The 21,559-nt window shown below is 66.2% G+C and carries 24 protein-coding genes and 1 pseudogene; 8 read left to right on the top strand and 17 right to left on the bottom strand.

What is annotated here, in order from left to right; all coding sequences use genetic code 11:
• Window positions 1–8 precede the first annotated feature (8 nt).
• From H2052_RS13975 to H2052_RS13965, 3 genes are read right to left on the bottom strand one after another with little or no spacing between them, the layout of a single operon-like run.
• A complete protein-coding gene (locus H2052_RS13975) occupies window positions 9–470 on the bottom strand; it encodes a RidA family protein (protein WP_293782767.1) in 462 nt (153 codons plus the stop codon).
• 34 nt (window positions 471–504) lie between these two features.
• The gene (locus tag H2052_RS13970; RefSeq protein WP_293782765.1) at window positions 505–1,116 is read right to left on the bottom strand and encodes an HAD family hydrolase; all 612 of its coding nucleotides are present in this window, start codon (window positions 1,114–1,116) and stop codon (window positions 505–507) included.
• Window positions 1,113–1,391: a DUF3572 domain-containing protein gene (locus H2052_RS13965; protein ID WP_293782763.1), complete on the bottom strand. Its 279-nt coding sequence runs from the start codon at window positions 1,389–1,391 to the stop codon at window positions 1,113–1,115. The genes H2052_RS13970 and H2052_RS13965 overlap by 4 nt, the downstream gene beginning before the upstream one ends.
• Before the next feature lie 103 nt (window positions 1,392–1,494).
• Here H2052_RS13965 and H2052_RS13960 point away from each other — a divergent pair, with 103 nt between their 5' ends.
• Window positions 1,495–1,857: a response regulator gene (locus H2052_RS13960; protein WP_121047763.1), complete on the top strand. Its 363-nt coding sequence runs from the start codon at window positions 1,495–1,497 to the stop codon at window positions 1,855–1,857.
• A 35-nt stretch (window positions 1,858–1,892) separates the two neighbouring features.
• On the opposite strand, the gene rpmG is transcribed toward H2052_RS13960, so the two are convergent.
• A complete protein-coding gene (rpmG, locus tag H2052_RS13955; protein ID WP_157174781.1) occupies window positions 1,893–2,060 on the bottom strand; it encodes a 50S ribosomal protein L33 in 168 nt (55 codons plus the stop codon).
• 113 nt (window positions 2,061–2,173) lie between these two features.
• Complete coding sequence (locus H2052_RS13950) at window positions 2,174–2,959, bottom strand: agmatinase family protein (RefSeq protein WP_293782753.1); 786 nt, start codon at window positions 2,957–2,959, stop codon at window positions 2,174–2,176.
• A gap of 48 nt (window positions 2,960–3,007) precedes the next feature.
• On the opposite strand from H2052_RS13950, the gene H2052_RS13945 reads away from it, so the two are divergent.
• Window positions 3,008–3,256, top strand: coding sequence for an Hpt domain-containing protein (locus tag H2052_RS13945; protein ID WP_293782750.1), 249 nt, complete (start codon window positions 3,008–3,010; stop codon window positions 3,254–3,256).
• 3 nt (window positions 3,257–3,259) lie between these two features.
• On the opposite strand, the gene rnr is transcribed toward H2052_RS13945, so the two are convergent.
• The 9 genes from rnr to aroQ form a co-directional block, all read right to left on the bottom strand.
• Window positions 3,260–5,467: a ribonuclease R gene (gene rnr, locus H2052_RS13940; protein ID WP_293782747.1), complete on the bottom strand. Its 2,208-nt coding sequence runs from the start codon at window positions 5,465–5,467 to the stop codon at window positions 3,260–3,262.
• A 40-nt stretch (window positions 5,468–5,507) separates the two neighbouring features.
• A complete protein-coding gene (gene sugE / locus H2052_RS13935; RefSeq protein ID WP_293782744.1) occupies window positions 5,508–5,825 on the bottom strand; it encodes a quaternary ammonium compound efflux SMR transporter SugE in 318 nt (105 codons plus the stop codon).
• Between the two features lie 230 nt (window positions 5,826–6,055).
• Complete coding sequence (locus H2052_RS13930) at window positions 6,056–6,235, bottom strand: hypothetical protein (protein WP_121047770.1); 180 nt, start codon at window positions 6,233–6,235, stop codon at window positions 6,056–6,058.
• 5 nt (window positions 6,236–6,240) lie between these two features.
• Window positions 6,241–8,811 carry a type I DNA topoisomerase gene (topA, locus tag H2052_RS13925; protein ID WP_293782738.1) on the bottom strand — a complete coding sequence of 857 codons (2,571 nt, stop codon included), beginning with the start codon at window positions 8,809–8,811 and terminating at the stop codon, window positions 6,241–6,243.
• A gap of 36 nt (window positions 8,812–8,847) precedes the next feature.
• Window positions 8,848–9,231, bottom strand: a complete 384-nt coding sequence (locus tag H2052_RS13920) for an arsenate reductase family protein (protein ID WP_293782736.1) — start codon at window positions 9,229–9,231, stop codon at window positions 8,848–8,850.
• A gap of 16 nt (window positions 9,232–9,247) precedes the next feature.
• Window positions 9,248–10,741 carry an amidase gene (locus H2052_RS13915; protein WP_293782734.1) on the bottom strand — a complete coding sequence of 498 codons (1,494 nt, stop codon included), beginning with the start codon at window positions 10,739–10,741 and terminating at the stop codon, window positions 9,248–9,250.
• An 84-nt stretch (window positions 10,742–10,825) separates the two neighbouring features.
• A complete protein-coding gene (accC, locus tag H2052_RS13910) occupies window positions 10,826–12,175 on the bottom strand; it encodes an acetyl-CoA carboxylase biotin carboxylase subunit (RefSeq protein WP_293782732.1) in 1,350 nt (449 codons plus the stop codon).
• Between the two features lie 2 nt (window positions 12,176–12,177).
• Entirely contained in the window at window positions 12,178–12,624 is a 447-nt protein-coding gene (accB, locus tag H2052_RS13905; protein WP_293782844.1) for an acetyl-CoA carboxylase biotin carboxyl carrier protein, read from the bottom strand.
• Window positions 12,625–12,681: 57 nt separating this feature from the next.
• The gene (gene aroQ / locus H2052_RS13900) at window positions 12,682–13,122 is read right to left on the bottom strand and encodes a type II 3-dehydroquinate dehydratase (RefSeq protein ID WP_293782730.1); all 441 of its coding nucleotides are present in this window, start codon (window positions 13,120–13,122) and stop codon (window positions 12,682–12,684) included.
• A 95-nt stretch (window positions 13,123–13,217) separates the two neighbouring features.
• On the opposite strand from aroQ, the gene thiS reads away from it, so the two are divergent.
• The 3 genes from thiS (at window position 13,218) to H2052_RS13885 (ending at window position 14,984) form a co-directional block, all read left to right on the top strand.
• Entirely contained in the window at window positions 13,218–14,207 is a 990-nt protein-coding gene (gene thiS, locus H2052_RS13895) for a sulfur carrier protein ThiS (RefSeq protein WP_293782727.1), read from the top strand.
• 91 nt (window positions 14,208–14,298) lie between these two features.
• Window positions 14,299–14,481 carry a CsbD family protein gene (locus tag H2052_RS13890; RefSeq protein WP_293782724.1) on the top strand — a complete coding sequence of 61 codons (183 nt, stop codon included), beginning with the start codon at window positions 14,299–14,301 and terminating at the stop codon, window positions 14,479–14,481.
• A gap of 89 nt (window positions 14,482–14,570) precedes the next feature.
• The gene (locus H2052_RS13885; protein ID WP_293782721.1) at window positions 14,571–14,984 is read left to right on the top strand and encodes a VOC family protein; all 414 of its coding nucleotides are present in this window, start codon (window positions 14,571–14,573) and stop codon (window positions 14,982–14,984) included.
• 55 nt (window positions 14,985–15,039) lie between these two features.
• Here H2052_RS13885 and H2052_RS13880 read toward each other — a convergent pair whose 3' ends face one another.
• The 3 genes from H2052_RS13880 to H2052_RS13870 form a co-directional block, all read right to left on the bottom strand.
• Complete coding sequence (locus tag H2052_RS13880; RefSeq protein WP_293782718.1) at window positions 15,040–16,821, bottom strand: tetratricopeptide repeat protein; 1,782 nt, start codon at window positions 16,819–16,821, stop codon at window positions 15,040–15,042.
• A 98-nt stretch (window positions 16,822–16,919) separates the two neighbouring features.
• Window positions 16,920–17,402, bottom strand: coding sequence for an RNA pyrophosphohydrolase (locus tag H2052_RS13875; protein WP_293782715.1), 483 nt, complete (start codon window positions 17,400–17,402; stop codon window positions 16,920–16,922).
• A complete protein-coding gene (locus H2052_RS13870) occupies window positions 17,399–18,385 on the bottom strand; it encodes an alpha/beta hydrolase (protein WP_293782712.1) in 987 nt (328 codons plus the stop codon). Before H2052_RS13870 ends, H2052_RS13875 begins: the two co-directional genes overlap by 4 nt.
• 86 nt (window positions 18,386–18,471) lie before the next feature.
• Between H2052_RS13870 and H2052_RS17865 the strand changes: the two are divergent.
• The 3 genes and pseudogenes from H2052_RS17865 to H2052_RS13860 all read left to right on the top strand — a co-directional run.
• Window positions 18,472–18,537, top strand: a pseudogene (locus H2052_RS17865) (PEP-CTERM sorting domain-containing protein); the annotation flags it as partial.
• A gap of 145 nt (window positions 18,538–18,682) precedes the next feature.
• Entirely contained in the window at window positions 18,683–20,533 is a 1,851-nt protein-coding gene (locus H2052_RS13865) for a 2-oxoacid:acceptor oxidoreductase subunit alpha (RefSeq protein WP_293782709.1), read from the top strand.
• Window positions 20,530–21,552: a 2-oxoacid:ferredoxin oxidoreductase subunit beta gene (locus H2052_RS13860; RefSeq protein WP_293782706.1), complete on the top strand. Its 1,023-nt coding sequence runs from the start codon at window positions 20,530–20,532 to the stop codon at window positions 21,550–21,552. The genes H2052_RS13865 and H2052_RS13860 overlap by 4 nt, the downstream gene beginning before the upstream one ends.
• Window positions 21,553–21,559 lie beyond the last annotated feature (7 nt).

Genomic DNA, 21,559 nt, shown 5'->3' with positions numbered 1-21,559 from the left:
GGCTCCGTTCAGACCTTCACGGCAATCACGGCGTCGATCTCGACGGCGACGCCGAGCGGCAGCGCAGGGACGCCCACCGCGCTCCGCGCGTGCCGCCCCGCGTCTCCCAGAACCTCGACCATAAGATCGCTGCATCCGTTGGCAACCTTCGGCTGGTCGAAGAAATTCGCCGTGCTCGAAACGAACGCGCCAAGCTTCAATACGCGCTCGATGCGGTCGAGGCTGCCCAGCGCAGCCTGGGCCTGCGCAAGGATGCCGATGCCGCAGAGCCGCGCGGTCGCCTGGCCGGCCGCGACGTCCATGTCTTCACCAAGCCGTCCGAGCACGAGCGTGCCGTCCTCGCGGAAGGGGATCTGGCCGGAGATGTAGAGCGTGTTTCCATGCAGAACCGTAGGCACATAGTTCGCCGCGGGCGCGGAGGCTTTCGGCAGCGTGATTCCAAGTTCGGCGAGACGCGCTTCAATACTCATGACCGGAGATTCCCTTTCATTGCCCGTCGGGTCGTTACGGCGCCGTCTGCCTGAGCAGATACGGTAATGCCTGAGACCAGATATCGATCCGTGCGTGCGCATCGTCTGCGGCCGGGATCAGAGGTCTCAGCTCCGGATCGGCGACCATGTGCAGCCGGTGCACGTGCGGCGCGTCCCGCTTTACCGAACTATGGTGCGGGGGCAAGTCGTCGATGAAAACGGCGGCGTCCCGGCCGTGTTCGCGCATCAGCGTGGTGACGGCAGGGCCTTTCGGGCCATCGTTCACATAGACGGGGAAGGGCATCCCGAGCGCGGCGATCTGCGCGCGGCGGCGGTCGCGGTAAGTGTCGCGGATGTTGGTGAGGATGACGATTTCGTAGTGGCCGGAAAGGACGCCGAGCGCCTCGACCGCGCCTTCCACCACCGACTGGCCCTCCATGGCGTTCGCGAAGAAGCCGTCGACGAGCGCGCCGATGTCCTTGCGTTCGATGAGGCTGCCATCCGCCTTGCGCCGGATGTTGCCCGAAAGCGCGAAGCTTTCGAAGTTGAGCTCAAGCGCGTGCGCGGTGTCAAGATAGGTGCGAAACGGCCCTGCGAAGTGCAGCAGCACCTCGTCGCAGTCGCAGATGAGAAGTGGCTTCGTCATTGCCCGAGCCTCCCGCGCGCCGCCGCGAGCCGGGCGGGTTCGGTGCCGATCGCTTCGGCACAGGCGATGAAGTCAGCCTCGTGTGCGGCAAGGAAATCGAGCGTTGCGCCGAGAATTTCCGCGCTTCCGGCCCGCGCCCTCAGCGTTGCCGCGTCAAGACCGGTCAGCGCCAGCAGGCGTGGTCCAAGCCGTTCGTCGCTCGCAACCCACGCCAGGGCGTGCAGCGCCATCACTTCGGCCTCCTCGCGCGTTAGGGCAGATTGGTAAGAGGTCATTAACTCTGGACAATTAGGATTGTATCAACCATTCGCCAAGGCGATTGTTCAGCAAGCCGGTTCGCGGGGCTAAATGCGCGGCAGGGCTTGCGAAGAGGGCACCATGCAGAAAACCGTCCTCGTCGTCGAGGATAACGACCTCAATATGAAGCTGTTCTGCGACCTTCTGGAAGCACACGGCTATCGCACGATGAAAACGCGCGACGGGCGCAGCGTGCCCGATCTGGTGCGCGCGGACCGCCCCGACCTGATCCTCATGGATATCCAGCTTCCCGAAGTCTCGGGGCTGGAGGTCACCGGCTGGCTGAAAAGCGACGCGGCGCTGAGCGACATTCCCGTCGTCGCGGTCACGGCGTTTGCGATGAAAGGCGATGAAGAGCGCATCAAGGCCGGCGGCTGCGAGGCGTATATCGCCAAGCCGATCTCGGTGATGCGCTTTATCGAAACCGTCCGCCAATACGCCTAGAGCGGCCGGCGGAAAGGGAAGGCGGCCGTGCCGCCTTACTTGATCTTCGCTTCCTTGAACTCGACATGCTTGCGCACGACGGGATCGTACTTGCGGAAGGTGAACTTCTCGGTCTGCGTGCGCGGATTCTTCTTCGTCACGTAGAAGAAGCCGGTGTCGGCCGTGCTGACGAGCTTGATCTTGACGGTCGTTGGTTTGGCCATGGCGCGGCAGTCCTTGCGCTTGATCTCTGGTGGTTCAAAAAAGAACGCGGCGTCTTTAGCGCCGCGCTTACGGGCGGGCTAATGCCGAAAACGCGCCCCTGAGTCAAGCGGCGTCACAGCATTCTGGCGGCCAGTTCCTTGACGAGGCGCACCGCAACGCCCGCCGTCAGCATCCCGATATCGCGCTCGGGGTTCAGCTCGACGACGTCGGCGCCCACGATCTCGCCCGGCACGCGCGCGATCAGCGTCAGCAGTTCGCGCGTCGAAAGCCCGCCGGGTTCGGGGTGGGAGACGCCGGGCGCGAACGCCGGGTCGAGCCCGTCGAGGTCGATCGAGACGTAGACCGGCCCCTGCAGCCGCTCCCACGGCACGCAGTCCCATGCGTCGGCGCCCAGCATCACGCCGCCCGCCGCCGCGCTCCGCGCGCGCTGCTGCGGCGTTGCGCTGCGGATGCCCACCTGCACGAGATTGGCGATGCAGCCGTCGTCGAGGGCGCGTGCGAACGGGCAGGCGTGCGAATAGCGGTCGCCGCCAAGGTCCTCGTAAAGGTCTGGGTGCGCATCGACATGCAGCACGTTCACCGGCCCGTGCGCGGCCTTCATGGCGCTGAGGATCGGATAGGTCACCGAATGATCGCCGCCGATGCTGAGCGGCCGCCGGCCGGCTTTCAGCGCGGCGGCAACCGTGGCGGTCATGATCGCGCGCGCCTCTGCGGCGTCCTCGGGCAGGTCGGGAAAGTGCCGGTCGCCGAACGCGTCCGCGAGGTCGACGCCGTCGATGCTGTAGGGGCTGGAGGCCTCGCTGAACAGCAATCCGCGTACCACCGAAGGCGCGAGTGCCGCGCCGCGCGCGTAGGACGAACTGGCGTCCCAGGCGAATCCGAGAAGGCTGATCGACATGGCGCGTGCTTAACCCTGTTCTAACGACTTTCCCACTAGCCTTCGGGCATGATCGACGAAGACTTCGAATCGCTGCATCAGGAGCTGTCCGACAAGCTGGAGGACATCCAGCTGCTCTTGCTCGCGGGGAGCCACGGCGAAGTGCGGCGACAGCTGCATTCGCTGAAAGGTCTCGCGAAGGCGTTCGGTTTCAATGATTTCGCGGCCGAGGTTCACGCGGCCGAGGAAACGCTGGCCAGCGTCACCACGCTCCAGCCGCGCATCGACCGCATGTTCCGCCTGCTCGACGCGGCGTAAGTCCTACCGTCTCCGTCTCACCTTGCCCGTGCCCTTCGGCAGCGGAGGACGCCCCTTGCGCGGCGGTGGTCGATTGCCCGCCCGCGGCGCTGGCCCATCGGGAAACTCGAAGCGCAGCGCCCCGCTGATCGGGTTCGCATCGGCCAGCCGCAGCTCAAGCCGCTGCCCCACGTGATAGGTCACCCCCGTCATCAGCCCTTCGATCGTCTTGGTCGCCTCGTCGAAGTGGAAGCGCTCGGCGCCCAGCATCGACATCGGGATCAGCCCGTCGCCGCCCACGCCCTCGACGCTCGCGAACAGCCCGAAGCGCGTCACCCCACTGATCCGCGTGCGGACGATCTGCCCCACATGTTGCGCGAGATACGCCGCAACGTATCGGTCGATCGTGTCGCGCTCCGCTTCCATCGCGCGCCGCTCGGTCATCGAGATATGCTCGGCGGTGCGGGGCAGGGCGCGCATTTCCTCGTCGGTCAGCCCGCCCTCGCCGATCTTGTACGCCCGCACCAGCGCCCGGTGGACGAGCGTGTCCGAATAGCGCCGGATCGGTGAGGTGAAGTGCGCGTAGCTGCCGAGCGCGAGCCCGAAGTGGCCGAGGTTGTCGGTGCCGTAGAACGCCTGTGCCTGGCTGCGCAGCACCTGCTCGGAAACCTGTTCGAGCAGCGCCGGCTCGGTGATCCGCGCCAGCAGCCGGTTGAACGTCGTCGGCGTCACCACTTGCCCGAGCGACAGACTGAGCCCCAGCGACTTCACGTAATCGGACAGCGTCACCAGCTTTTCCCGGCTCGGCCGCTCGTGCACGCGGTAGACGACCGGCGACGTCTTCGCCTCCAGCGCCTTCGCCGCCGCGACGTTCGCCGCGATCATGAAGTCCTCGATCAGCTGATGCGCCGGAAGCTGCTCGCGCACACGGATTTCCGCGATCCGGCCCTTCTCGTCGAGGATCACGCGCCGCTCCGGCATGTTGAGCGCCAGCGGATCGCGCCTGTCGCGCGCGGACTTGAGCGCGGTCCAGGCTGCCCACAGCGGCCGCAGAACGCTCTCCGTCAGCGCGTGCTCGATCTTCCCGTCGATCGCCTCCTGCACCGTCTCGTAGGCGAGGTTCGCGACGCCGTGCATCACCGCGCGCGTAAAGCGCCAGTCTTTCACCGTGCCGTCGCGCGCGATCGTCAGGTGGCAGGCGAGCACCGCCTTGTCTTCGTTCGCGTTCAGCGAGCACGCATCGGTCGAGAGCGCCTCGGGCAGCATCGGCACCACTTGATCGGGGAAGTAGACGCTGTTCCCCCGTTCGCGCGCCTCGCGATCGATCGCGGTGCCCGGGCGCACGTAGAAGCTGACGTCGGCGATCGCGACGATCGCCTTGAAGCCGCCCGGATTGCCGGGATCGTCGTCCGCAGCCGCCCACACCGCGTCGTCATGGTCGCGCGCGTCGGCGGGGTCGATGGTGAGGAGCGGCAGGTCGCGCAGGTCTTCGCGGGCCCCTAGCGGCAGCTTCGCGGCCTTTTCCGCTTCGGCGAGCGCTTCCTCGGAAAACGTGTGCGGAATACCCTTTTCGTGAATCGCGATCAGCGAGAAGCTGCGCGGCGCCATCGGATCGCCGAGCCGCTGCACGACGCGGCCGGTCGCGCGCGCCCCGCGGCCCGATTGTTCGGCGAGCACGAGGTCGCCCGCGTCCGCCTCGCCAATATCGGTGATCTTGAGGTCGAATCGAAGCCGCTTGTCCGTCGGCACGAGAAACCAGCCCGAAGCATCGCGCCGCAGCACGCCGAGCAGCGCATCTTCGGAAGACGCGCCGATCTTCTTCATCACATGGGCAAGGTGCCCGCGCCCCGTCTCCTCGATGCGCGCGAGGATGCGGTCGCCCACCGCCAGCGCCGCACGTTTCCGGCCCTCGACGACGCGCACCTTCGGCGCGGGCGTATCGTTCGCCCAGCTTTCCGGCACTGCGACCGCGCGTCCGCCCTCGATGCCGACGATCTTCAGCACCGTCACCTTCGGCAGTCCGCCGCCCTTGTGGAAGGCGCGGCCCGGCCCGCTGTCGAGCAGGCCCTCGTTCGCCATGTCCTTCAGCATCGCCTTCAGCAAGATCTTGTCCTGCGCGGTCAGCCCGAACGCCTTGGCGATCTCGCGCTTGCCGACGGGAGAAGGGGACTCCGCGACGAAGCTCAGGATCTGTTCGCGGGTGGGGAGGCCGGGGGTGGGTCGTTTCGCCATTCCCCCTCATGTCGGGCCTTCGGCCCTCAGCGGCAACCCCCTACCGTTCCGAAAGCTTCATCAATACCAGCCCGCCGACGATCAGCCCGGCCGCGAGCACCCGCATCGGGCTGACGCTCTCGCCGAGCACCGCGACGCCCACAAGAAACGCACCCACCGCACCGATCCCCGTCCAGACTGTATAAGCCGTGCCGAGCGGCAGCGACTTCATCGAGATCGACAGCAAGGCAAAACTCGCGATCATCGCGATGATGGTGATGATGCTGGGCGCAAGCCGCGTGAACCCTTCGGACTGCTTCATCGAAAAGGCCCAGACGACCTCCAGCAGTCCCGCAATTCCAAGATACACCCAGGCCATGACGGCGCTCCTCTTCAAAAGAGCCGGGCCGTCCCGGACTTCTACCCATGAAGGGGGAGGACGTGGCCTCGCGGGGTTTATTTGGCGGCTGTGGAAGTGAGGGTCAAGATGGACATAGACCTCGTGCGTCCCTCGACTTCGCTCGGGATGATGCACGTTTTTACCGGGTACAAAGGCCCTTCATCCCGAGCGAAGTCGAGGGACGCACAACCGCAATGTCAGTACCCGCGCTATCGCAACCGCGCGATGCTGAGCCCGTCCGCCTTGGCGCGATCCTTCACAGATTCCTCGCTGCGGGTCAGCGCCTTGGCGATGGCTTTCAGCGCCATGCCCTTCTTCGCCAGCGTATGCAGCTTGTCGATCTCGGCGGCGGTCCAAGGCTGTTTGTGACGTTCGAATCGCTCGGCCATGGCGGCTACTTCGCCGCCTTCGTCTTGGCGGGGGCCTTCTTCGCCGCAGGTTTTTTCGCCGCGCCCGCCTTCGCCGGAGCCTTCCGCTTGCCCTTGCCCTTCGCCGGCCCCTTGGCGGCCTTCTCGTCGATCATCGTCGCGGCGGCGTCCAGCGTCAGCGCCTGCGGGTCGGTGCCCTTGGGCAGCGTCGCGTTGGTCGTGCCGTCGGTCACATAGGCGCCGTAGCGGCCGTCCATCACCTTCAGCGTCGCGCCCGATGTCGGGTGCGCGCCGAGTTCCTTCAGCGCGGCGGGCGCCTTGCGCTCGAAGCCCTTCTTCTGCTCGGCGAGCTTCACGACGGCGGCATTCATGCCGATCTCGAACACCTCGGCGGTGGAGGTGAGCCGCGCATACTTGCCGTCGTGCATCAGATACGGGCCATAGCGCCCGATCGAGGCGGTGATCGGCGTTCCCGTCTCGGGGTGCGTCCCGACCTCGCGCGGCAGCGCGAGCAGCTTCACCGCCATGTCGAGTTCGATCGTCGCCGCGTCCACGTCCTTCGGGATCGAGGCGCGCGGCGGCTTCTCGCCCTCGCCGCGCTGGATGAAGAGGCCGAAGCGTCCCGAGCGGATCGTAATCGGCTCGCCCGCATCCTCACCGAGCAAGCGCGGCTGGTCGCCGCCTTCGCCCGTGCCGCCGTTGCCGTTCTCGCTCGCGAAGGGCCGTGTGAAACGGCACTCGGGGTAGTTGGAGCAGCCGACGAAGGCGCCGAACTTGCCCGTCTTCAGGCTCAGCCGTCCGTCGCCGCACACCGGGCAGACGCGCGGATCCTTGCCGTCGCCCGCGTCGGGAAACAGCAGCGGCGCGAGGAATTCGTCGAGCGCCGTCGTCACCTCGGAGGGTTTCAGCTCCAGGATTTCGGCGGTCTTCGGCTGGAAGTCCTTCCAGAAGGCGTGCAGCACCGCCGTCCAGTCGATGCTCCCGGCGGAAATCTCGTCGAGCTGTTCCTCAAGCCCCGCCGTGAAGTCGTAGCTCACATAGCGTTCGAAGAAGCGTTCGAGGAAGGCGGTGACAAGCCGTCCCTTCTCTTCGGGATGGAAGCGCTTCTGCTCGATCCGCACATAGGCGCGGTCCTTCAGAACCTGCAGGATCGAGGCGTAGGTGGAGGGGCGCCCGATGCCGAGCTCCTCCATCTTCTTCACAAGGCTCGCTTCCGAATAGCGCGGGGGCGGCTCGGTGAAGTGCTGGTCGGCGTGCGCGCCCTGAATCGCGGGCGTGTCGCCCTTTTCGATCTTGGGCAGGCGCTTGCCGTCGTCGCCCTCTTCGTCTTCGGGATCGTCGGCGGTTTCCTGATAGAGCGCGAGGAAGCCGGGGAAGATCGTCACCTGGCCCGTGGCGCGCAGATCGGCGCGGCCGTTCTTGTCTTTCAGGTCCACGGTCGTGCGCTCAAGGTTCGCGGCGGCCATCTGGCTCGCGAGCGTGCGCTTCCAGACCAGTTCGTAAAGGCGGGCCTCGTCGCCCGAAAGCCCAGCCTTCGCGGGGCGGCGGCGCATGTCCACGGGGCGGATCGCCTCGTGCGCTTCCTGCGCGTTCTTCGCCTTGGTCGTGTAGAAGCGCGGCTTCTCGGGCAGGTGGCGCCCCGAAAAATCCTCGGCGATCACGTCGCGCGCGGCGGCGATGGCTTCGGGCGCCATATCGACGCCGTCCGTCCGCATGTAGGTGATGAGCCCGCTTTCATACAGCGTCTGTGCGGTCCGCATCGTCTGCGTCGCGGAAAGGCCCAGCTTGCGGGCCGCTTCCTGTTGCAGCGTCGAGGTCGTGAAGGGCGGGGCGGGATTCCGCGACACCGGCTTCTTCTCGACCGACGCGACGACATAATCGCCCGCGGCCACGTCGGCGCGCGCTTCGTTCGCCAGTGCCGAGTTGTTGAGCGAGAATTTGTCGAGCTTCTTGCCCTGCCAGTGCGTCAGCCGCGCGGTGAACGCCTGCCCGGTCGCGGTCTGGAACTGGCCGTCGACCGTCCAGTATTCGCGCGTCTTGAACGCTTCGATCTCGCGCTCGCGTTCCACCACGAGCCGCAGCGCCACCGATTGCACGCGCCCCGCCGATTTCGCGCCCGGCAGCTTGCGCCACAGCACGGGGGAAAGCGTGAACCCCACGAGATAGTCGAGTGCCCGCCGCGCACGGTAGGCGTCGATGAGCGGTGCGTCGAGCTCGCGCGGCGCCGCCATCGCCTGCGTCACGGCGGTCTTGGTGATCTGGTTGAAGGTCACGCGCTGCACCTTTGCGGGCAGCGCCTTCTTCGCCTTCAGATGCTCGTAAAGATGCCAGCTGATCGCCTCGCCCTCGCGATCGGGGTCGGTGGCGAGGATCAGCGTGTCGGCGGTCTTCGCGCTGTCGGCGATCTCTTTCAGCTGTCGCGACCGGTCGGCGGAAACCTCCCACTTCATGCTGAAGTCGTGGTCGGGATCGACCGATCCGTCCTTGGGCGGCAGGTCGCGGACATGGCCGTACGAGGCCAGGACCTTGTAGTCCGAACCCAGATACTTGTTGATCGTCTTAGCCTTCGCCGGGGATTCGACGATCACGAGTTGCATAGGGAGACCCTCACCGACCTCAATGGGTGGGGGGCCTTACAGCGCTTTGCCGGGACGCCGCAAGTCCGGCGGCGGAAGAAACTCCGCGATCACCTCGGAAGGGCGGCACAGTTTGGCCCGCTTCCCGTCGATCACGACCGGCCGGTTGATGAGGATGGGGTTCTCGTGCATCGCGGTGATGATGTGCTCCTCGGAAACGCCCGGTTCGAGGAGGCCGAGCTCTTTCGCCAGCGGCTCCTTGGCGCGCAGCAGCTCGTGCGCCGCCATGCCGGATTTCCGCAGCACATCCTCGATTTCCGCGCGGCTCGGTATATCCTCCAGATATTCACGCAGGTCGAAGGGAATGGCGTGCTCGGTCAGATAGTCGCGCACATTGCGGGCCGTTCCGCAGCGGGGATTGTACCAGACGATAACGCGCATTCCGCCTCCACTCACTTCAGATTTCGCCGGCCCACGCGCCGGGCCTGCGATCATACCATAAAAGTTCGCGTTCGAGTTCATAGGCAAGCGCGATGAGCCGTGCCTCGCCTCCCGGCGCCGTCGCGAACTGGATGCCGATGGGCAGGCCATCCTTCGATTCGCCGATGGGGAGCCCGATGGAGGGAACGCCCGCGACGTTCTCGATGCCCGTGAAACCCGCATAGGCGATCAGCCGGTCGCGCTGCTCCATCCAGGGGATCGTCGGGGCGATATAGCCAATCGGTGCCGGTGCCTTGCCGAGCACCGGCGTCATGTAGATGTCGATGTCCCCGAACTGTGCCCGGTAGCTCGCCATGGCTTCGTCAAGCGCAGCGAAGGCGACCTGCATATGCTCGGGCGTGTAGGTCGCGGCCTGCGCGGCCATGCCGAGCGTCAGCGGTTCGAGGAGTGTCGCGGGGTCGACGCCCGGCGCCATTTTCGTGATCTCGGCGACGGCCTGACCCGCGCCTGATTCCCAAAGGCTCATGAAGGCGGGGATCACGACGTCGCCTTTGTAAGGGGCGGGGACGTCCTTCACCGTGTGCCCCAGCTTCTGGAGCAGCGCCGAGGCTTCGCCGAACACGCGCTGCACGTCCTCGTCGGGAAGGCCTCCGGATGGGTGGTTGAGCCGAAGCCCGACGCGCAGCCGGTCCTTCGAAGGGCCCGTGACGAGCGGGGCTTCGGGGAAGGGGGCGCCTTCACCCCGCGCCTGAGTCGCATGGAACCACGCCGCCGTGTCGCGCACGGTGCGGGAAACGCAGCCCTCGACGCCAAGGTGCGTCGCCACGTCCGGCGATGCGGCATCGCCCGCCATGCGCCGCCGCGAAGGCTTGAGGCCCACGAGCCCGCAGCAGCTCGCGGGAATACGGATCGATCCGCCGCCGTCATTGGCGTGTGCGATGGGCACGACGCCTGCCGCCACGGCTGCCGCGCTGCCGCCCGACGAGCCGCCCGTCGAATGGTCGAGGTTCCACGGATTCCGCGTCACGCCCGTCAGCAGCGGCTCCGTCGTCGCGGTGATGCCGAATTCGGGCAGCGTCGAACGGCCGATCGAAACGAACCCCGCCGTCTCGATCGCGGCCGGGTACGCATCGGTCTCGTCGGCGACCGTCGCGGCGAGCGCCCGGCACCCCTGCGTGTAGGGCAGGCCCTTCTGGTGCACATTGTCCTTGATCAGCGTCGGCACGCCCGCCAGCGGGCCTTTCACGCCGTTTCCCGCGATTTCGCGTGCGCGCTCGAAATTCGGAAACTTCACGGCGTTGATCTTGCCGTTCACGCTTTCGAGCCGTTTGATCGCGGTCTCGACAAGCGCGGCGGGCTGCACCTTGCCCTCGCTGGCGGCCTTCGCCTGCGAAACGGCATCAGTCCAGTTGCTGGGCGGCGCCTTTGCCGCTGTCGTCTGGCGACATGCGGAAAGTGCGGCAATCGCCGCGCCCGTTCCCAGAAAACCGCGGCGTGAAACAAAGGCCATACGAAACCTCCCCCCGAGTCGGATGACCGACTGTCTCAGCCGCCGCGCCGGGATGCAATCTGGCAGATTGAGAGGGTAGGCCCTTCAGCCCTCGCGCCGCTTCTCCAGCCAGCTTTCCAGCCACTTGATCGTGTAGTCGCCGTTCTGGAACTCCGGGTCTTCGATCAGCGCCTGGTGCAGCGGGATCGTCGTTTTCGGGCCGGAGATGATGTATTCCTCCAGCGCGCGGCGCAGGCGCATCAGGCAGTCGTTGCGCCCCGAACCGTAGACGATCAGCTTGGAGATCAGGCTGTCGTAGTTTGAAGGGATGCGGTAGCCGTCGTAGAGCGCGCTGTCGACGCGCACGTGCAGCCCGCCCGGTGCATGATAATGCTCCACCTTGCCCGGCGAGGGCGCGAACGTCGCCGGGTCTTCGGCGTTGATGCGGCACTCGATGGCATGGCCCGCAAAGCGGATATCTTCCTGTTTCACCGACAGTGGCAGCCCCGCGGCGACGCGGATCTGCTCGCGCACGAGGTCGATGCCGGTGATCATCTCGGTGACGGGATGCTCGACCTGCAGCCGCGTGTTCATCTCGATGAAGTAGAAGCGGCCGTCCTCGTACAGGAACTCGATCGTGCCTGCGCCGCGGTAGCCGAGGCCCGCGATCGCCTTGCGCACGATCTCGCCCATTTCCGCGCGCTGCGCGGCGTTGAGCGCGGGCGAGGGGGCTTCCTCCAGCACCTTCTGGTGGCGCCGCTGCAGCGAGCAGTCGCGCTCGCCGAGGTGGACGGCATTGCCGTGCGTGTCGCCGAACACCTGAAACTCGATGTGGCGCGGATTGCCGAGGTATTTTTCGAGGTAGACGGTGTCGTCGCCGAATGCCGCCTTCGCTTCGGCGCGCGCCTGCGCGATCAGCGTGCCGAGCTTTTCAGGGCTATCGACGACCTTCATGCCGCGTCCGCCGCCGCCCGAGGCGGCCTTCACGAGCACCGGATAGCCGATCTCGAACGCCACCGTTTCGGCTTCCGAAAGATCGGTGATCGGCCCGTCGCTGCCCGGAACGAGCGGCAGGCCGAGACGCGCGGCGGTGCGCTTCGCCTCCACCTTGTCGCCCATCATGCGGATGTGCTCGGGGCTCGGCCCGATCCAGCCGATCTGGTGCTCTTCCACGATTTCCGCAAAGCGCGCGTTCTCGGAAAGGAAGCCGTATCCGGGGTGGATCGCGTCCGCGCCCGTGATCTCTGCGGCCGAGATGATCGCGGGGATGTTGAGGTACGATTCGGTCGCGCTCGGCGGGCCGATGCACACGGCCTGGTCGGCAAGGCGCACATGCATGGCGTCGGAATCGGCGGTCGAGTGGATGGCGACCGTCTTGATGCCCATTTCATGGCACGCGCGGTGGACGCGAAGCGCGATTTCGCCGCGGTTCGCGATGAGGATTTTGTCGAACATCGTTATTCGATGACCACCAGCGGCTGATCGTATTCCACGGGCTGTTCGTTCGCCACGCAGATCTTCACGACCGTGCCCGATTTCGGCGCGACGATGGGGTTCATCACCTTCATCGCCTCAACGATCAGCAGCGTGTCGCCTGCCGAAACGCTGCTGCCTTCCTTGACGAACGGCGGGGCGCTCGGGTCCGAGGAGAGGTACACGGTGCCGACCATCGGCGATTTCACGGCGCCGGGGTGGGACTTGAGGTCGGTCTCGACCGGTGCTGCGACGACCGGCGCGGCGGCGGGCGCGGCCGGGGCCGCTGCGACCGGCGCGGCGGCGACAACGCCGCTCACCTGCCGCGCGACGCGGATCCTGCGCCCTTCGTCCTCCACCTCGATCTCGGTGAGTCCGGTTTCATCCAGCAATTCTGCGAGCTGGCGAACCAGCTTGGTATCGACGTTCATGCCCGTCTTGCCATTGGTCACGTGTTTGCGTCCCCGATGTTGTTGTTCTGTAAGGTCTTAAAGCTTTGCGGCGGCGTCCAGCGCCAGCGCATAGCCGTGGATGCCGAAGCCCGTGATCGATCCCTTCGCAACCGGCGCCACGTGGCTCAGATGGCGGAAGGCCTCACGGGCGTGAGGGTTTGAAATATGGACTTCGATGACCGGAACCGCAATCGCCTTGATGGCGTCGCGGATCGCGATCGACGTGTGGGTATAGGCACCTGCGTTCAGGATCACGGCCTTCGCCTTCCGCGAAGCCGCCTCATGAAGCCAGTCGACGAGATGCCCTTCGTGGTTCGACTGGCGCACGTCGACTTCAAGGCCGAGCCCTTTGGCACGGTCTTCCAGCATCACCGCCACGTCGTCGAGCGTGTCGGCGCCGTAAATCTCCGGCTCGCGCGTGCCGAGCAGATTGAGGTTCGGCCCGTTAAGGACCAGCACCAGCGGCGGTTTTGCCATTCGAAGCCCCTTTGTCCCAGACACTGGCCTAGGACGAAAGCGGCCCTTATATGGACGCTCCGCGCGACAGGGAAGCCTGAGAAGAACAAGGACCGATGACCATCAGCATCACCGTGAACGGCGAACCGCGCCGCATTGCCTCCGGCGCCAGCATCGCGGCGCTCGTCACCGACCTCGATCTCGATCCGAAGACCGTGGCCGTGGAGCGGAACCTCGAGATCGTCTCGAAGTCCGCCTACGCCGAAGTCGCGCTTGCGGAAGGCGACCGGCTGGAGATCGTGCATTTCGTCGGTGGCGGCAGTGCTGGAGGCAGCGAGGATGACGGCTGGGAAGTGGCCGGGCGTCGCTTCACCTCGCGCCTGATCGTCGGCACGGGCAAGTACAAGGACTATTCGGTAAACGCCGCGGCGGTCGAAGCCTCGGGCGCCGAGATCGTCACCGTCGCCGTGCGCCGCGTGAACCTCACGGACCGGTCGCAGCCGCTGCTCACCGACTATGTCGATCCGAAGCGCTACACCTACCTGCCCAACACCGCGGGCTGCTTCACGGCGGAAGACGCGATGCGCACGCTGCGCCTCGCGCGCGAAGCGGGCGGCTGGAACCTCGTGAAGCTCGAAGTGCTGGGCGAAGCGAAGACGCTCTATCCCGACATGGAGCAGACGCTGCGCGCCACGAAGGAACTCGTGAACGACGGCTTCGATGTCATGGTCTACTGCGCGGACGACCCCATCGCCGCGAAGAAGCTGGAGGATGCGGGCGCCGCCGCGATCATGCCGCTCGGCGCGCCGATCGGCTCGGGCCTCGGCATCCAGAACCCGGTGATGATCCGCCTTATCGTCGAGCAGGCGAAGGTGCCCGTGCTCGTCGACGCGGGCGTCGGCTCGGCGTCGGACGCGGCGGTCGCAATGGAGCTCGGCTGCGATGGCGTTCTCATGAACACCGCCATCGCCGAGGCGAAAGACCCGGTGATGATGGCGCGCGCGATGCGTCATGCCGTTGAGGCCGGACGGCTCTCCTACCGCGCGGGCCGGATGCAGCGGCGGCTCTATGCCGATCCTTCCAGTCCCCTTGGCGGCCTGATCTGAGGCTTGCGACGAGCCGCGGAACCCTGCGGGGCTCCCGAGCATTCTCCTGATGTGCGCATCCCCCGGCACATGCAATTTCAGGAGTAGAATGATGGGCGAACTCAAGGATCGCGCAAAAGGCCTCGGCAACGAGGCCGCCGGCAACGTCAAGCAGGCCGTCGGCAAAGCGACGAACAATCCCCGCCTCGAAGGCGAAGGCATAGCGCAGGAGCGCAAGGGCGAGGTTCAGAACGCAAAAGGCAAGGTGAAGGGCGCCCTCGGCGACCGCGTCTAGCTGCTCGCGTAAAAGAGACGGCCGGACCCGCTCGGGGCCGGCCGTTTTCTGTGTTATGATGGCATGACCCGAAGCGTGTGGAGGCAATCATGACAGACGCGCCGCCCAACCTGACTGGGGTCACACCCCACCTTACAATTCGCGGCAATAAAGCCAGGGATGCGATTGATTTTTATAGCCGTGCGTTCGGCGCCCGGGAGATATCCCGTCATGCCGCCGAAGACGGTGTGCGATTGATGCATGCCCACCTCGCGCTCGCGGGCGGCTCGCTGATGCTGCATGATGATTTCCCCGAAATGATGGGCGGTAAGGCGGCGGATGCGCCGACCGGTGTCGTGTTGCACCTTGAAGTGCCCGACGCCGACGAAGCGTGGGAGCGTGCCATCACTGCGGGGGCAACCGTGCGCTTCCCGCTGGACAACCAGTTCTGGGGCCAGCGCTATGGGCAGGTGAACGACCCGTTCGGCCATATCTGGTCGATCGGCGGTCCGCTGAAATCCTGAGCCCCCACCTCCCTCTCCCCGGATGAGGAGAGGGACGGGGAGAGGGGCTGCGCCCCTAAAGCCGCGCCATCGTCAGCCAGTCCTTCTTTCCCATCCACGCCTTCGCGAAAGCCGCGCGTGTCGCGGTCGCACCCGCGCTGTCTCCCGTCCGCGCCTGCGTCTCGCCGAGCCCCCACAGCGCCCAGGCATTCCCCGGGTACTGCACCAGCGCCTTCTGGAACGCCGCCTCGGCCCCCTTGTAGTCGCCTGCCATGTAGAGCGCGCCGCCCAGCGACTGGTTCACCGGATAGTACCAGTAAGGCGGCTCGGTGTAGTTCACCCGTGTCTCGGCCTGCGCGCCCTTGCGGTAGTAGGCGACTGCTTCCTTGTAGCGCTTCTTCGCCATCGCTTGCCGTCCGAGCGCGACGTTCTCGGCGACCTCCAGCAGTGCCGGCACCGGCACCAGCCCGTCCGTCAGCGGCTTCCAGTCGGTCGTGCGGCCGATTTCACGCATCGCATCAAGTTCGGCCTTGAAGCCCTTGTCATTCCTCGCATCTGCTTGCGCCACCGCGCGCGCATAGCGCCACATCGCCTGCACATAGGGCAGCCGCGCGTCTGGCGCCGGCAGCGCCATGATCTCCTTGGGCGTCGCGAAGTGCGCGTAGGCAAGATACGGCGCCGCATCCACCGGCTGCACGAACGGGATCGTCGCCGTCACGTCCGGGTTCAGGATCTCGCGCAGCTTCGTCGCCTGCGAAACCGCCGTTTCCATGTCGCCCGCCATCTGCGCGGCGCTTACGATGAAGTGGACGTTGTGCGGGTAGTATCCGAACCGGTAAATGCCCGCGAGCGGCGAGGATTTGAGGTAATCCTCGTCCACCTTCGCCGCATCGACATTCACGCGGATCGCGTCTGCATAGCGCCCGACGCGGTAGAACAAATGGCCGGGCATGTGGACGAGATGTCCGGCGTTCGGCACCAGCGGCTTTGAAAGCCGATCCGCTGCCGCTTCCGCCTGCGCGGGCCGCGCCGAGGCTTCGAGCAGGTGGATATAAAGATGCGCCGCCTGCGGGTGATACGGATCGCGCGCCATCACCTGCTCGACGAGCCGGATCGCGGGCACCATGTGCGGGTAGGGGGTGAGCCCGCCCGGCTCCCAATAGTCCCACGGCGACGATGTCATCGCCGATTCCGCCGCCAGCACACCGATGTCGTTGTCCATCGGATAGTCGGCCGCCACCTTCATCATTGACGCGGAAAACGCCTTGTCGAGCCCGCTCCTGTCGGCGGGCGCGTTCTCGGCGTAGCGTGTCTGCAGCGCCTCGATCAGCGCGCGCTCGCGCGGGCTCGCCTTGTCCTTCGCGGCCACGGCCTTCTGCAGCGCGGCCCATGTCGCCTCGTTGGTCGAAGGGTCCATCGGCGCGTTGACGTTGGAGCCGTGTGAATAGGCCTCGCCCCAGTAACACATCGCGCAGTCGGGATCGCGGCGCGCGGCGGCGCGGAAGGCGCGGATCGCCTCCTGATGGTTGAAGCCGTACACCAGCGCCAGCCCTTGGTTGAAGTAGGCCTGCGCCTCTGGGGTCTTCGTGGTGATCGGGAAGTTGATGCTGCCCAGCCCCTCGTAGAGCGGCGGCTCGCTGTCGAACTGCGGCAGCGTGTTCGCCATCGCATACTGGATGCGCTGGGGCAGCAGCGATCTCTTCTTGCCCTGTCCGCAGGCCTGGCTGAAGGCGGTCGCCGGGTTCAGCAGCCGCATCGCTTCGGGTGTCAGTTTTGCGGAGGCGGGGACGGCAGCGGGAATCGCGGCGAGCGCGGCAAGCGAGAAAACGGCGAGGGAAACGCGAGTGGATGTGCTCATGGCATATCTCCTGTCTGCGCGGGTTGCCCCGCGCTGCTCTTCCTCGCGCTGCGGCGAATACAGGATTATACGCGGCGGATCAATTCCGCCGCTGCCGTTCACGCGAGAATGGGTTCGAACTCACGCAACACATCAATATACAGCTGCCGCTTGAACGGCACGATCAGGTCGGGAAGCATAGCAGGTTTTGCCCACTTCCATTCGCTGAATTCCGGGTGTTCGGTCTCGATGTCGATATCGCTGTCCTTGCCGGTGAAGCGCATCGCGAACCATTTTTGCCGCTGCCCGGCATAGCGGCCCTTCCAGATCTTGCCGATCAGCTCGTCGGGCAGGTCGTACCAGTGCCAGCCGGCACTCTCGGCGATGATCTCGGCCTTGGTCGTGCCAATCTCCTCGCCAAGCTCGCGCACCGCCGCCTCCACCGGGTCTTCGCCGGGGTCGATACCGCCCTGCGGCATCTGCCACGCCTCCGCGACCATATCGAGTCGCTTGGCCACGAACACGTCGTTCGCGGGATTGAGCAGCATGATGCCGACGCAGGGCCGATACGGGAGCCCGGAAGGGTGGAGGCGTTCGGTCATTCGGCGGCGGCTTTCATCATGGTGAGGTCGGCTCCGGCCTCGTTGATGATGTCCCGCAGCGCCGAGAGGCACCCCGCGAGGTCGCCCTGCGCCGACGGTATCGCCTGCCGCAGCGTGATGCTGCCGTGGATCTGGCCCTTGGCCTCGCGGAACACGGTCGGCACGCCGCTCGCGATCAGCTTCGCGGCATAGGCGCGGCCCTGGTCGCGCAGCGGGTCGAGCCCGCAGGTGAAGACGAGCGCGGCGGGCTGGTTGTCGAGCGCGGGCGAATGCAGCGGCGATGCGCGCGGATCGGTGGGGTCGGGGAGGTTCCCGATATAGTGGCGCATGAACCACGCCATGCTCTCGGCGGTCAGCAGGTAGCCGTCCGCGAAGTCCGCCATCGATCCTTCGTTGGCAGTCATGTCGACGCCCGGGTAGATCAGCCACTGCGCGATGATCGGCGCGCTGAGCTTGCCCGCCAGTTCCTGCGCCACGATGGCTGCGAGGTTGCCGCCCGCGCTGTCGCCCGCCACGACGATGCTCGTCACGGCGTGCCCGATCTCCCTTGGCGATGCCGCCGCCCAGCGTGTCGCGGCGATGCAGTCCTCGCCGGCCGCCGGAAACGCGTGTTCGGGGGCGAGTCGGTAGTCGACCGAAACCACCGTGATATCCAGGCTGCGCGCGATCTCGGCGCAGAGGCCGTCGTGCGTTTCCAGGTCGCCGACCACCCAGCCGCCGCCGTGGAAATACATAAGCACCGATTGCGGAGCGCCGCCCGCCGCGCGCGGGCTGTAGAGACGCAGCGGAATCCGGTCGCCGTGCGGCCCGTCGAAGGCGAGGTCTTCAACCCGGGCGATTTCGCCGCGCGGCACCTCCGCCATCTGCACCATCATGCCCATCATCTGGCGCGCCGTCCCGGGGTCAAGCTCGTGCAGCTTTGGCCCCGGCTGCGCGTTCAGCATGTCGAGGAACGCCTGCACGTCTGGACGAACGAAGGTCATCGCCGAATCTCCCTCCTGTATGGATTTGGTGGGGACTATCCGCGCCCCGCGCTGCACCCGCAAGTCTGTCATAGCGGTTAGGGTGGCCGGGTATGCTCGGTCTTTTCGGTCTCGGCATTGTTGCCGTGGCGCTGCGTCGCCGTCGCCGCTGACCTTTCGGCGTAAGGCTGGCAAGCCTGACCTTGTGAGCCTCACATAAAATCTACTTTGCGGGTACGGGCTCGCGGGCTTAGAGATTCGGGCGAACAAGAATACACAGTCCCGGGACCGCCAATGGCAACGAAGCTTAGAGACCCCATGCCCACACAGGGCGCGGCGATCGCGCGTGATGCGGTCGTCGTTCGTTTCGCCGGAGACTCCGGCGATGGTATGCAGCTTACCGGCGGCCAGTTCACGCTGTCGAGCGCGCTTGCCGGCAACGACTTCGCGACCTTCCCGGATTTCCCGGCGGAAATCCGCGCGCCGCAGGGCACGACCTTCGGCGTCTCGGCGTTCCAGATCAACTTCGGTTCGACGGCGATCGAAACCGCGGGCGACGCGCCCGATATCCTCGTCGCGATGAACCCGGCGGCCTTGAAGACGAACCTGTCGGCGCTGCGTCCCGGCGGTCTCATCATCGCCGACACCGGCGAGTTCAACGCCCGCAACCTCAAGAAGGCCGGCTACGAAGTCAGCCCGGTCGAGGACGGCAGCCTCGATGGCTATCAGGTCGTCGCCTTCGATATCAGCGCGCGCACGATGGAATCCGTCGCCGCATACGGCCTTGGCAACAAGGAAGCGCTGCGCTGCAAGAACATGTGGACGCTCGGCCTCGCGCTCTGGATGTTCGGACGTGACCGCCAGCCGCTGATCGACTGGCTGAACGCCAAGTTCTCGAAGAATCCCGTCCTTGCGGACGCGAATATCGCCGCGCTCAACGCGGGTCACGCTTATGGCGAGACCGCGGAGATGGGGACCTTCGCGCACTATACGGTCGAAGCCGCCCCTGCGGAGGCAGGCCTTTACCGCACCGTCACGGGCGCCGAAGCGCTCAGCCTCGGCCTCGTCGTCGGCGCGAACCTCGCGCACCTGCCGCTGTTCTTCGGCTCGTACCCGATCACGCCCGCGTCCTCGATCCTTCACACGCTCGCGCGCCTCAAGGAGTACGGCGTCACCACCTTCCAGGCGGAAGACGAGATCGCCGCGATCTGCGCCGCGATCGGCGCGTCTTATGCCGGCCAGCTCGGCATCACCTCCTCGTCCGGTCCCGGCATCGCGCTCAAGGGCGAGGCGATCGGCCTCGCGATCATGACCGAGCTGCCGCTCATCATCGTCAATTCGCAGCGCGGCGGGCCGTCCACCGGCCTTCCGACCAAGACCGAGCAGTCCGATCTCTATCAGGCCGTCTATGGCCGCAATGGCGACGCGCCGCTCGCGGTGGTCGCCGCGTCCTCTCCGTCCGATGCGTTCGATGCCGCGATCGAGGCTTGCCGCCTCGCGGTGCGCTACATGACGCCCGTGATGCTGCTGACGGACGGCTACATCGCCAATGCCGCCGAGCCATGGAAGGTGCCCGATCTCGCCACGTATGACGAGTTCCCGGTCACGTTCCACGAAGACCTGCCGCCCGAAGGCACCGAGCTCAATCCCTACGCCCGCGACGAAAAGCTCGCCCGCCCGTGGATCAAGCCCGGCACGCCCGGCCTGATGCACCGCATCGGCGGCATCGAGAAAAGCTTCAGTTCGGGGCACATCGATTATGCGCCCGCGAACCACCAGAAGATGACCGACACGCGCAAGGCGAAGATCGACGGCATCGCGAACGATATTCCCGAGCAGGAGGTCTGCCTCGGCGGCCCAGGCGAAAAGCTCGCCGTCGTTGGCTGGGGTTCGACCTTCGGCCCGATCCATCAGGCCGTCCGCCGCGCCCGCGCGAAGGGCGCGAGCGTCGCGCACATCCACATCCGCCACATCTGGCCGCTGCCGAGAAATCTCGGCGATCTTCTCAAGACTTACGACCGGATTCTCGTGCCCGAGATGAACACCGGCCAACTGAAGACCGTGCTGCGCGATCAGTTCCTTGTAGACGCGAAGCCGCTCAACAAGGTCTCCGGCCAGCCGTTCAAGATTGCCGAGATCGAGACCGCTATCGAGGGAGCCCTCGCATGAACGTCCAGACCCCTTTGAAGCCCGCCGACTTCGCCACCGATCAGGAGGTGCGCTGGTGCCCCGGCTGCGGCGACTACGCGATCCTGAAGGGCGTGCAGCGCACGATGGCGGAAATCGGCGCGCGGCCTGAAAAGACCGTGTTCGTCAGCGGCATCGGCTGCTCGTCGCGCTTCCCGTACTACATGGCGACCTACGGCTTCCACACCATCCACGGCCGCGCGCCGGCGGTGGCGACGGGCGTGAAGCTCGCCAATCCGGAGCTTGACGTGTGGCTCGTCACGGGCGACGGCGACGGCCTCTCGATCGGCGGCAACCACCTGCTGCACCTGCTGCGCCGCAATCTCGATTGCCAGGTGCTGCTGTTCAACAACGAGATCTACGGCCTCACCAAGGGCCAGTATTCACCCACCAGCCGCATCGGCACGCGCACGCCCTCCACGCCCTTCGGCTCGGTGGACCGGCCCGCGAGCCCCTGCGCCTTCGCGATCGGCGCCGGCGCCCGCTTCATCGCGCGCTGCATCGATACGGCGCAGAAGGAAATGCCCGGCATCCTGAAGCGCGCCCACGCGCACAAGGGCACCAGCTTCGTCGAGCTCTACCAGAACTGCATCGTCTACAACGACGCGGTGTTCGAGCCGTTCACCGCGAAGGCGAACGCCGCCGAAAGTCAGATCTGGCTGGAGCATGGCAAGCCGATGCTGTTCGCGGGCGGCACGAAGGGCCTCACGCTCAACCGGCAAGATCTCCGCCTCGAAGTCGTCGAGGTCACGGACGGCGATTGGGAAGCCGCGGGCGTCATCGTCCACGATGAAACCAACAAGGGCGTCGCGCAGATGCTGGTCGACATGCCGTTCCCCGGCTTCCCGATCGCGCTCGGCGTCATCTTCTGCTCGCCCGCGCCCAGCTACGAAAGCGCGCTCGTCGAACAGACGAAGACGCTGACCCAGGGCAAGATCGCCGACCTCTCCGCGCTGATCCGCAAGGGCCAGACGTGGGAAGTCGCCGAAAAGCGCGACTGAACCGAGC

The organism is Sphingosinicella sp. (assembly GCF_013911755.1).
Classification (GTDB): Bacteria; Pseudomonadota; Alphaproteobacteria; order Sphingomonadales; family Sphingomonadaceae; genus Sphingosinicella.
Note: the sequence above shows the minus strand (reverse complement) of the source record. Positions and strands in the feature narration are given on the sequence as shown.

What these genes read in the sequence shown, in the direction of transcription:
- H2052_RS13975 (WP_293782767.1), bottom strand. Translation starts at nt 470, where the DNA reads ATGAGTATTGAAGCGCGTCTCGCCGAACTTGGAATCACGCTGCCGAAA.
- H2052_RS13970 (WP_293782765.1), bottom strand. Translation starts at nt 1,116, where the DNA reads ATGACGAAGCCACTTCTCATCTGCGACTGCGACGAGGTGCTGCTGCAC.
- H2052_RS13965 (WP_293782763.1), bottom strand. Translation starts at nt 1,391, where the DNA reads ATGACCTCTTACCAATCTGCCCTAACGCGCGAGGAGGCCGAAGTGATG.
- H2052_RS13960 (WP_121047763.1), top strand. Translation starts at nt 1,495, where the DNA reads ATGCAGAAAACCGTCCTCGTCGTCGAGGATAACGACCTCAATATGAAG.
- rpmG (WP_157174781.1), bottom strand. Translation starts at nt 2,060, where the DNA reads ATGGCCAAACCAACGACCGTCAAGATCAAGCTCGTCAGCACGGCCGAC.
- H2052_RS13950 (WP_293782753.1), bottom strand. Translation starts at nt 2,959, where the DNA reads ATGTCGATCAGCCTTCTCGGATTCGCCTGGGACGCCAGTTCGTCCTAC.
- H2052_RS13945 (WP_293782750.1), top strand. Translation starts at nt 3,008, where the DNA reads ATGATCGACGAAGACTTCGAATCGCTGCATCAGGAGCTGTCCGACAAG.
- rnr (WP_293782747.1), bottom strand. Translation starts at nt 5,467, where the DNA reads ATGGCGAAACGACCCACCCCCGGCCTCCCCACCCGCGAACAGATCCTG.
- sugE (WP_293782744.1), bottom strand. Translation starts at nt 5,825, where the DNA reads ATGGCCTGGGTGTATCTTGGAATTGCGGGACTGCTGGAGGTCGTCTGG.
- H2052_RS13930 (WP_121047770.1), bottom strand. Translation starts at nt 6,235, where the DNA reads ATGGCCGAGCGATTCGAACGTCACAAACAGCCTTGGACCGCCGCCGAG.
- topA (WP_293782738.1), bottom strand. Translation starts at nt 8,811, where the DNA reads ATGCAACTCGTGATCGTCGAATCCCCGGCGAAGGCTAAGACGATCAAC.
- H2052_RS13920 (WP_293782736.1), bottom strand. Translation starts at nt 9,231, where the DNA reads ATGCGCGTTATCGTCTGGTACAATCCCCGCTGCGGAACGGCCCGCAAT.
- H2052_RS13915 (WP_293782734.1), bottom strand. Translation starts at nt 10,741, where the DNA reads ATGGCCTTTGTTTCACGCCGCGGTTTTCTGGGAACGGGCGCGGCGATT.
- accC (WP_293782732.1), bottom strand. Translation starts at nt 12,175, where the DNA reads ATGTTCGACAAAATCCTCATCGCGAACCGCGGCGAAATCGCGCTTCGC.
- accB (WP_293782844.1), bottom strand. Translation starts at nt 12,624, where the DNA reads ATGAACGTCGATACCAAGCTGGTTCGCCAGCTCGCAGAATTGCTGGAT.
- aroQ (WP_293782730.1), bottom strand. Translation starts at nt 13,122, where the DNA reads ATGGCAAAACCGCCGCTGGTGCTGGTCCTTAACGGGCCGAACCTCAAT.
- thiS (WP_293782727.1), top strand. Translation starts at nt 13,218, where the DNA reads ATGACCATCAGCATCACCGTGAACGGCGAACCGCGCCGCATTGCCTCC.
- H2052_RS13890 (WP_293782724.1), top strand. Translation starts at nt 14,299, where the DNA reads ATGGGCGAACTCAAGGATCGCGCAAAAGGCCTCGGCAACGAGGCCGCC.
- H2052_RS13885 (WP_293782721.1), top strand. Translation starts at nt 14,571, where the DNA reads ATGACAGACGCGCCGCCCAACCTGACTGGGGTCACACCCCACCTTACA.
- H2052_RS13880 (WP_293782718.1), bottom strand. Translation starts at nt 16,821, where the DNA reads ATGAGCACATCCACTCGCGTTTCCCTCGCCGTTTTCTCGCTTGCCGCG.
- H2052_RS13875 (WP_293782715.1), bottom strand. Translation starts at nt 17,402, where the DNA reads ATGACCGAACGCCTCCACCCTTCCGGGCTCCCGTATCGGCCCTGCGTC.
- H2052_RS13870 (WP_293782712.1), bottom strand. Translation starts at nt 18,385, where the DNA reads ATGACCTTCGTTCGTCCAGACGTGCAGGCGTTCCTCGACATGCTGAAC.
- H2052_RS13865 (WP_293782709.1), top strand. Translation starts at nt 18,683, where the DNA reads ATGCCCACACAGGGCGCGGCGATCGCGCGTGATGCGGTCGTCGTTCGT.
- H2052_RS13860 (WP_293782706.1), top strand. Translation starts at nt 20,530, where the DNA reads ATGAACGTCCAGACCCCTTTGAAGCCCGCCGACTTCGCCACCGATCAG.